This window comes from Frankia sp. Allo2, assembly GCF_000733325.1.
Classification (GTDB): domain Bacteria; phylum Actinomycetota; class Actinomycetes; order Frankiales; family Frankiaceae; genus Frankia; species Frankia casuarinae.
In genome coordinates this window covers 168,897-177,075 of sequence record NZ_JPHT01000008.1, presented here as the reverse complement: position 1 = coordinate 177,075, position 8,179 = coordinate 168,897, and the positions used below count along the sequence as shown (strand labels likewise).

At 69.8% G+C, this 8,179-nt stretch carries 9 protein-coding genes and 2 pseudogenes (1 of these 11 running past the window's edge); 3 read left to right on the top strand and 8 right to left on the bottom strand.

Translation table 11 applies throughout. From position 1 onward, the window contains the following. Nucleotides 1-114 carry part of the coding region annotated (locus ALLO2_RS08600) for a transposase (RefSeq protein ID WP_035730990.1) on the top strand (this coding region is incomplete at its 5' end). Its footprint begins 163 nt before the window's first position, so 114 of the 277 annotated nt are shown. 45 nt (nt 115-159) lie between these two features. Here ALLO2_RS08600 and ALLO2_RS08595 read toward each other — a convergent pair. Continuing rightward, nucleotides 160-441 (bottom strand): annotated as a pseudogene (locus tag ALLO2_RS08595) (DUF72 domain-containing protein); the annotation flags it as partial. 214 nt (nt 442-655) lie between these two features. Then, nucleotides 656-2,242, bottom strand: a complete 1,587-nt coding sequence (locus ALLO2_RS08590; RefSeq protein WP_232234975.1) for an alkaline phosphatase — start codon at nt 2,240-2,242, stop codon at nt 656-658. A gap of 359 nt (nt 2,243-2,601) precedes the next feature. On the opposite strand from ALLO2_RS08590, the gene ALLO2_RS08585 reads away from it, so the two are divergent. Together ALLO2_RS08585 and ALLO2_RS27045 are read left to right on the top strand one after the other, a co-directional pair. Continuing rightward, the gene (locus ALLO2_RS08585) at nt 2,602-3,810 is read left to right on the top strand and encodes an acyl-CoA dehydrogenase family protein (protein WP_023841286.1); all 1,209 of its coding nucleotides are present in this window, start codon (nt 2,602-2,604) and stop codon (nt 3,808-3,810) included. A 641-nt stretch (nt 3,811-4,451) separates the two neighbouring features. Next, a complete protein-coding gene (locus tag ALLO2_RS27045) occupies nt 4,452-4,976 on the top strand; it encodes an arsenate reductase ArsC (protein ID WP_011435460.1) in 525 nt (174 codons plus the stop codon). On the opposite strand, the gene ALLO2_RS08575 is transcribed toward ALLO2_RS27045, so the two are convergent. The 6 genes and pseudogenes from ALLO2_RS08575 to ALLO2_RS25515 all read right to left on the bottom strand — a co-directional run bounded on the left by ALLO2_RS08575 (nt 4,931) and on the right by ALLO2_RS25515 (nt 8,059). Beyond that, entirely contained in the window at nt 4,931-5,476 is a 546-nt protein-coding gene (locus ALLO2_RS08575) for an MOSC domain-containing protein (protein WP_011435459.1), read from the bottom strand. The two genes, ALLO2_RS27045 and ALLO2_RS08575, sit on opposite strands and share 46 nt — an antisense overlap. Before the next feature lie 13 nt (nt 5,477-5,489). Continuing rightward, nucleotides 5,490-5,579: pseudogene (locus ALLO2_RS27040) on the bottom strand (cyclase); the annotation flags it as partial. After that, the gene (locus ALLO2_RS08570; protein WP_011435458.1) at nt 5,579-6,397 is read right to left on the bottom strand and encodes a GvpL/GvpF family gas vesicle protein; all 819 of its coding nucleotides are present in this window, start codon (nt 6,395-6,397) and stop codon (nt 5,579-5,581) included. The gene ALLO2_RS08570 and the pseudogene ALLO2_RS27040, both read right to left, overlap by 1 nt. 5 nt (nt 6,398-6,402) lie before the next feature. Further along, nucleotides 6,403-6,834, bottom strand: coding sequence for a gas vesicle structural protein GvpA (locus ALLO2_RS08565; RefSeq protein WP_011435457.1), 432 nt, complete (start codon nt 6,832-6,834; stop codon nt 6,403-6,405). A gap of 175 nt (nt 6,835-7,009) precedes the next feature. Beyond that, nucleotides 7,010-7,861: a GvpL/GvpF family gas vesicle protein gene (locus tag ALLO2_RS08560; protein WP_011435456.1), complete on the bottom strand. Its 852-nt coding sequence runs from the start codon at nt 7,859-7,861 to the stop codon at nt 7,010-7,012. 45 nt (nt 7,862-7,906) lie between these two features. Beyond that, nucleotides 7,907-8,059, bottom strand: a complete 153-nt coding sequence (locus tag ALLO2_RS25515; protein WP_157493315.1) for a hypothetical protein — start codon at nt 8,057-8,059, stop codon at nt 7,907-7,909. Between the last annotated feature and the right edge of the window lie 120 nt (nt 8,060-8,179).

Below are 8,179 nucleotides of genomic sequence, written 5' to 3'. Positions count from 1 at the left end.
GACCAGCTCACCGCCACGATCAAGACCCTGCTCAAACGCGTCCAGTACCGGCCCGACCTGATCGCCGGCTTCCTCGGCCAGACCGAACTGATCATCGNCCCGNAACCGCCGTAGCCAGACCCTGACCATTCAAGCTCTGTAGCTCCCGGATCCTCGGGGCCATGCGCGCAGTTCGTCCTCGCTGTAGCGGTAGTCGAAGCGTTCGTGGATGTCCTTACCCGTCCACCGCTCGCTGTGACCGTGGAACCGGACGACCGCGAGATCGGCGGTCGCTGCGAGCACCGGCGGAATCGAACTTGGGTAGCCCTGGGGCATGTGGACGCACACGTGCAGAATCNTCTGAGAGGCGAGGAAATCGAGTGTCTCCTCACGGTTGCGCTCGTCCATCCAGGTGTGGTTACGGAATTCCACGTAGATCCGCACCGGCCGGCACCGGCGCTGGTGACCTCCGGTGGGTACCATCCGGACCTCAGCAGCGTCGGGTCCGTCCAGGAAGCCGTCCCGACCAGAATGTCACCCACGCCCGTCGCCTCCTCGCCGGGTTCCACGCTCACGAACCGGTACCCGCCCGCAAACGGCATGGTTGGCGCAGGACCCGTCAATCCGGGGCGGTGACCGGTCAGGAGGCGGTGACCGGTCAGGAGGCGGTGACCGGTCAGACGACGGCGAGCGTGGTCGACCAGAGCACCGCACCGCCGGAGTCCCGCAGCTCCACGGTGAGCCCGCCACCGGGATCGAGGTGCACGCGGCCGAAGAACTGCAGACCGGCCGAGGGCGGCAGGTTGGACTGACCCGCCGGAGGGGCCTTCACGAAAACAGCCTCGGGGCCGAAGGTGGGATCGAGCGTGTTCGGGCCGAACGTGCCGGCGTTCAACGGCCCGGAGACGAACTCCCAGAACGGGTCGAAATCGGTGAAGGCAGCCCGGTCCGGGTGGTAGTGGTGTGCCGCCGTGTAATGGACGTCAGCAGTCACCCAGACCACATTGCGGACCCGGTGCCGGCGGAGGCCGGCGAGGAGGTCCGCAATTTCCACCTCGCGCCCCAGCGGGGCACCCGGCCGGCCCTGCGCCACCGCCTCCACGCCGCTCGGGTTGTCCGGCACCAGCAGCCCGAGCGGGAGATCGGCGGCGACCACCTTCCAGGTGGCGCGGCTGGCGGCGAGCCCGGCCAGCAGCCACTCGCTCTGGTGGCGGCCGAGTATCGCCACGCCGGCGGGATCCTCCTGGGCGTCGGGATTCGGGTTCTTGAACGAGCGCATGTCCAGGACGAAGACATCGAGCAGCGGGCCGTAGGAGATCCTGCGGTAGATCCTCCCGCCCGGGTCGGCCCGACCGGGAATGAACGGGGTGTACTCCAGGNACGCCTGCCGCGAGCGCGCCGCGAGGACGTCCACCCGTTTCTCGCTGTACCGGGAGTCGTCGAGAATCTCACCGGGATACCAGTTGTTGAGCGTCTCGTGGTCGTCCCACTGGAACACCCACGGCACCTCGCGGTTGAACGCGAGCAGGTTTGCGTCGAGCAGATTGTACCGGTAGTTGCCGCGGTACTCCGCGAGGGTCTCGGCGACCTTGGACTTCTCCGGGACGACGAGGTTGCGCCACACCGAGCCGTCCGCGAGCGGAACCGTCGGGAGGATCGGCCCGTCCGCGTACACGGTGTCCCCGGAGCAGATCGCGAAGTCCGGGTTCAGCCGGCGCATCGTCTCGAAGATCCGCATCCCGCCGAGATCGGGGTTGATACCCCACCCCTGGCCGCAGATGTCACCAGACCAGACGAACGAGACGTCGCCAGCACGGCCGGGGGCGGTCCGGAACCGGCCGGTCGACGTCTCGCCGACGAGCGCCGGGTCATCCGCCGAGGCGAGGCGGACCCGGTAGAACACCTCCTCGCCGGCAGGCAGGCCGCGGACCGGCACCGAGGTGGTGAAGTCGGTCGCCGCGTCCACCCGGACGACGCCGACCCGCCGGGCTGCGGTGAACGTCTCGGTGGCTGCCACGTCGACCGCGAGCACCGCCGGCCGATCGGCCCGTGCCCACACCACCGCGCTGTCCGCGGTGACATCGCCGGACTGCACGCCGGAGGTAAACGTGGGCCGGCCACCCCGCACCTGGCCCGGGGCCCGGTCCGCGACCGCGGCCCGCGCCGCCGGACCCCCCCCGGCGGTGCCGGCGGCGGCCGCCAGGGACGCCACCGTCGCTCGGGCCAGCACATCCCGTCGGTTCGGCATGCGTTCCTCTGCCATCTCGCCCGGCCCTCCTGTCACTGTCCGTATGGCCGCAGTCCCCCGACGTCGACCATCACAGTGCAGGTTCCGGGCAGCCGTCGGCCCCCGTTTCGGAAGCGAAAAAGTGAACTGTGCGTGGCGTCCCGCACCGCCTGCCGCAGAGCCGCAGAGCCAGGGAAACCCTGGTAATCTGGGCCGCTCTCACGGCCCCTTAGCGCTTTCGCGATCCGTATCTACGTAGAAATTGCTATGATCTATCCGTAGATGCGGCTTCAGTCGGAGCTTTGCCGTCGGTGACCAGCCTTTACCTCCCTCGACGAGAAAGGGACGGACGATGTCTCCGCAGATCAGGCGGTTGATCAGAGTGGATGCGTGACATGTTCTGGCCAGGCCCCGCCCACCCCGACGACGAGACCAGGCACTGGCTCGCCCGGGTCGAGAAAGTCGCCCCAGTCCTGGTCCAGCACCGTGAACAGGCCGAACAGGAGAGAATGACGCCGCCCGACGTCATCGACGCCCTGCGTGAGCAGAACATCCACCGGATGTGGGTCTCCCCGGCCTTCGGCGGCGGCGGGGTGAGTGTCCGGACCGGTTCCGCGGTGCTCCAGGCGCTCGCCCGGATCGACGCCTCCGTCGCCTGGCAGATGGGGGTCCAGGGCGTCATCGGCCGGATGTCGGACTACCTCCCGGAGCAGACGGCCGGCCGGATGTTCCGGGAGAGCGATGGTCTCGTCGTCGGTGGGATCAACCCGTCGGGCCACGCCGAGGCCGTCCCCGGCGGTTACCGGGTACGCGGTCGGTGGTCCTTCGCCAGCGGCTCCACCCACGCCGACTGGCTGGTGTGCGCCTCACTCGTCACCGAAACCAGCGCGGCCGGCGAGGTAGCCGCGGGAAGTAAGGCGAACTCGTCGGCCCCGGCCCCGCCCACAACCCGGATGATGTTCGTTCCGCGGGATGCCGTCCGTTTCACCGACGACTGGTTCACGATAGGGCTGCGCGGCACCGGGAGCGTCAGCTTCACTGTCGACGACCTCTTCGTCCCCGAGGAGCACACCGTCGACGGCGGGCTGCTGCGCCGGCTGCCCGCGGCCCGGCCCTCGCGCGGCTACCCCATCGCGTACTACGACTTCGGCCCGTTCACGACCGCGTCAACGGCGCTCGGCATCGCCCAGGACGCGCTGAGCGCCTTCCCGGGGCTGGCGGTCAGCGCGGTTCCTGCCCGCGGGACGGAGACATTGGCGTCCAGCCATACCGTTCAGGCCGGCCTCGCCCGCGCCGCGGCCCTGGTCAGGGCGGGTGAACTGCTGCTCGACGATGCGGCCGGCCACGCGAGTGCCCGCCTCATCGGCGGGGAGAAGCTCAGCGCCCTGATCCGGCTCGCCGCCACCGCCGCCGGCGAAAACACCCTGAAGGCCGTGGACACCCTGCACGGCCTGGCCGGCACCAGGGCCCTGGGCGCGGCAGGCCGGCTCGACCGCTGCTTCCGCGACATCCACACCGTGGTCGCGCACATCACCCTGGCGCCGACGAACTTCGAGATGGTCGGGTCGTATCTCCTGGGCGGCTCGTTGCTGATGCGGCGCTGACCCCGTCCGATGCCCCGAGTCCCTACCCCCGAGCCCCGAGCCCCCGGGGACGGTCTGACGAGTGCCATCGCGGCGAAGGTCTGCCTGGTCGCCCGAGTGCCGTCAGGCGTTGGCGAGGGTCGCCTCGAAGGCACGGTCGACCGCCTCGGTGACCATCACCGCCACCGGCTTCGGCATCTCAGCGATCTTCCCGGCTGCCGCCAGAGCCTCGCCCACCAGAAGTGATCAGGGCGACGCCGGGACTTCGTCACCCCCGTGGGGAGCACCCGGTGGCACCCGTGGGAGTATGCCACTGGCAACCCACGGCCGACGCGAACGATTACATCAGTGTTATCAAAATGTTGTTGACAATGACCGGCGGCGTTTACGGTCGGCAATGGTCGCGCCGGCAAGACTCGTAGTCGGCGAATATTCGGTCCATGAAATCACGGTCCGCGATGCCGCACCCGGCGAAACCGTGTTCGACGATACCCCATCGAGACATACCCAACATCCGTTGCAACGGAAGCCCGCGAAAACATCAACATTCAAACAAGTTCCTGACATCGCGACCTGGCATCCAGATCCGAAGAAAATACATTCCGCCGCAACCCCGGCAACCCGTTATCCCACCGTTCCAGCACGGCCGACCAGGAGCGTTCGTGGCTCGTCCGCCCGAAGTGCTGTTCGTCTGCGTCCACAACGCGGGCCGTTCTCAGATAGGCGCCGCCCTGCTCGACCGACATGGTCGTGGCCTGTTCCGCGCCCGATCNGCCGGCACCGCCCCGGCCCCGGCCATCCACCCGGGAGTCGTCACCGTCATGGCCGAGGTAGGCATCGACCTGTCCCGGGAGTCCCCGAAGCGACTAACCAACGAGATGGTCCGCGACTCCATCGTCGTCATCAACATGGGATGCGGCGACGCCGTTCCCAGCTACCCCGACACGCGCTACCTCACCTGGAAACTGGATGATCCGGCGGAGTGCACGCTCGAGGAGATCCGGTCGATCCGCGACGAGATCGACGCCCGCGTCCGGGCACTGGTCTACAGTCTCGGCGTGGCCGCCCGCGTCGGGCTGCTGAAGAACCAGCCCGGTTACACCGGGATCCCGCCTGGCGGTACTGACCCGGATGCGTGGCGCTATCCTCCACCGGTCGGGGCGGGCGCACCCGACGCGACCGCGTGATCCGGCACGACCGCGTCGACGGGCTCGGCCTCCCGGTGCGGGATGATGATCGTCGCGCCGATCGGGACGGTGCCGCCACGCACGACGTCTGCGCGCAGGCCACCTCGGTCGCGTAGCGCGCTCCAGACCCCGGGGCGGGTGAGCTGTTCGAGGTAGGAGCACGGTGGGCAGGGCCGGACACCGAGCAGGACAACGTCGTCGATGCGGAAGGTCCGCCCGACGAGGTCGAGCAGCGCGACGCCCTCCGTCACCAGGTTTCGCCTGGTCTCCCACTCGGCCAGAGCCACCCCGGCATCCGCGGCCACGGCGGCGATGACCTCACGCTCGATCAGCGTGACGGCGCGACCGGCGCCACCGCGCGCGGAGTAGGTCCCGGTGCCGGTGGCGTAGCGGTCGCCTTCGAGACCGTGACCCTCGATCATTCGAACGGCCTCACGGGCCCGCATCCGGGTACCCCGGATCGGCGTGGTATAGATCCCGACCAGGCGTCCCGCGACCATGATGCCGACACTACCCGCTGGGACAGTATTCCATGGTCGGCAGGATCCGGGTGAGGCCGTCAGCGAGCGGATGAAAAGTGACGGCGCCCCTGGTGGAGCCCTTCATTGATCATTCCCTTCCCAGATGTCGGAGTCCGAGCTCCAACCCCATCTGCCGGTCCCCCCGAAGGCGTCGGCGTCCGCCGTGTCACCGGCTCCGGGCGGACCCGTGGGGTCCTCGGCGAAGTCGATGGCGGGAAGTGGGCCGACGTATTCGATCGTGAAGTACGGACAGGCGCGACGGAGATCGGCGACGGCGGCGTCGAACGCATCCACGGCGGCATCGCGCAGCAGAAACGCCCAGCTGAGCACCGGGTCATCCGCGCCGCCGTGCGGGCGCCGTGGCCGGTCGGACAGCGCCAGCGGACGCAGCAGGTCGAGGATCGCATCGGCCTGGCGCTGCCGGCGGGCGATGACCAGGTCGGCCACCTGCTGGCCCAGCCTGATCCGCGCGTCGAGATCCGCGGACGGCGTGACCCCGACGAACGGGCTGCCCGGCAGTACCTCGGTGAGGGCGGACCGCTCGTCCTCCTCCACGTCGAGATGCAGCTCCACCAGCCCTTCGAGCGCATCGAGCCGATCGGGCATCTCGTCGGCGAGCGGGGCGAGGACCTCACGGCATACGGCAGCCTCGTCGGGGGCGACGGTCCCGAACCGCAGCGGCAGCACGGGGCCTCCGGCGAGAAGTCGCTGCAGGATATCCAGATGACGCACGGCCTCGGACTCGCCCAGAATCCCGACATCCGCGGTGACGCTGACCGCCGCCGCCAACGGCCCGAACCGCACCAGGTGCACCTGCCCCGGAGGGTGTCCGATGCCGGGCGGCGGTGGCATCGGCGCCGGATGCCCGGACCGCGTGATGCCATAAATGATGACAGACATGGCGATCATCCCTCTCGGCCGCTGCGGCGGTCGCCCGGCGCGCTGCGCCCGGCCGGCAGATCCCGCCGGGCGTGCTCCTCGGACGATCCGCCACGCAGCGAGCCCACCGCCTCCTCGGCGGTATCCTTCAATCCTTCGAGCGCCCCCTTCGACTTCTGCCTCGCGGTGCCGTCGGTGACCTCATGCATGAGTCCGGGCAGGCCCGGGACCTGCTCCTTGGGCGCGAGGTCCAGCCGGTTCACCGCCTCGGCGAACCGGAGGTAGGTGTCCACGGTCGCGATGACGACCCGGGCGTCGGCCGTGAGGACCTCGATGCCGACCAGCGCGACCCGCGCGTAGGCGTCGATGACGATTCCCCTGTCGAGCACGACGTCGAGGACATCGGCCAGGCTGCTGGGCTTCGGAGCCCGGTTCATGGACTGGCTGGAGACGGTCATGGCGCTGTCCTCGCCTTCTTCCATCGTTCTTCGTCCGCGGAGGAGGCGGAGCGGGCCCTCGACACGCCGGGGGGGTCGGGGCGATCCCGTCTCCCCCGGCCCACCGAAGCACCCTGCCCCCGCACAGCGCCCCGTCCCGGCATGGCCCCCCCGGGGAACCAGCACCTCGCCGAGCTCAGTCATCGCCGCCACCATGCCGTCCTCCGACAGCACCATGCCGTCCTCCGACAGCACCATGCCGTCCTCCGACAGGACCCGGGACCCGATCGGCGTCCGGAACCCGATCGGCGGTGCGCACCCGGTCAGTGGTGCGCACCCGGTCAACCACCGGCGCTCCACCGCCGGGCGAGTCCTCGTGACCGTCGAAGGTGCCGCCCAGATGCTGGTAACCACCCAGCGTGATATGGACAAACGAGTAGGGCGGCCAGGGACCCGTCGCCTCGGCGGGGCACCCCGCCGCGTCCAGCTCCCGCGTCAGCGCGGTCGCCGTGGTGAGGAACGCATCCTCCTCCGAACGCGGCACGAGGTACGCGCAGTCGAACATCCGCCCCGGCCGACCGGTGTGCCGACGGGCGTCATCCCGCGCGATCGCGTCCACCTCGGTGTCGGCGCCCAGCCCATCGATTCCGGCGGTGTCGCTCGCCGCGGGGATGATGCCGTATACGTAAAGACCGCGGTCGGTCCGGGACACGCGCGAGGACGGCCGGATGCCAGGCCCGACCACGCCCACAGTTGCGACAGTCGACTCCGGAACGGACTCCGGAACGGACTCCGAGACGGACTCCGAGACGGACTCCGACTCCGGAACCGACCCCGACTGCGAGACCGGAACGGGAGGAAGGTCCCGAGGCGGGGTCACGGCCGGCCTGATGCCCTCCATCGCCACCCGGGTGATCTCACGGGCGAGGCACTCGACGATCTGATGTCGGGCGAGTTCGCGGGCCTCTCGAACGGCCTCCTCGACGACCTCGGGCGCGAGTCGCCGGGCGAGGGCCGTGAGATCCTCAGCCCCGGCCGTCGTGCTCATGGCCGCTACTCCCTCGTGTCGCGTCCCTCGACGGCCGATGCCCGGTCAAGGCCGATCCCCCTGCGCCAGCCAGGTGCCGGCCCCGCCGAAGAGCCGCTCGACCGCGTCCGCCGGATCCCGGCCCGTCGCCCCTCCGGTGGCGCGGTCGGTGAAACGGCCGGTGAAACGGCCGGCAGCCCGGTCCCTGGGCTCCTCCACACCCTCCCCGGCACGATTCACGATCTGCGCGGGACGGTCGGCGATCCGCTCAGGATGATCCTCGGCCCGCCCGGCGACGGGCGGTCCCGTCCTCGTCTGGGCTCATGGTTTCTGGACTCA

Excerpts from the sequence above, each read along its gene's own strand:
- ALLO2_RS08585 (WP_023841286.1), top strand. The coding sequence starts at position 2,602 with ATGTTCTGGCCAGGCCCCGCCCACCCCGACGACGAGACCAGGCACTGG.
- ALLO2_RS08575 (WP_011435459.1), bottom strand. The coding sequence starts at position 5,476 with ATGGTCGCGGGACGCCTGGTCGGGATCTATACCACGCCGATCCGGGGT.
- ALLO2_RS08570 (WP_011435458.1), bottom strand. The coding sequence starts at position 6,397 with ATGTCTGTCATCATTTATGGCATCACGCGGTCCGGGCATCCGGCGCCG.
- ALLO2_RS08565 (WP_011435457.1), bottom strand. The coding sequence starts at position 6,834 with ATGACCGTCTCCAGCCAGTCCATGAACCGGGCTCCGAAGCCCAGCAGC.
- ALLO2_RS08560 (WP_011435456.1), bottom strand. The coding sequence starts at position 7,861 with ATGAGCACGACGGCCGGGGCTGAGGATCTCACGGCCCTCGCCCGGCGA.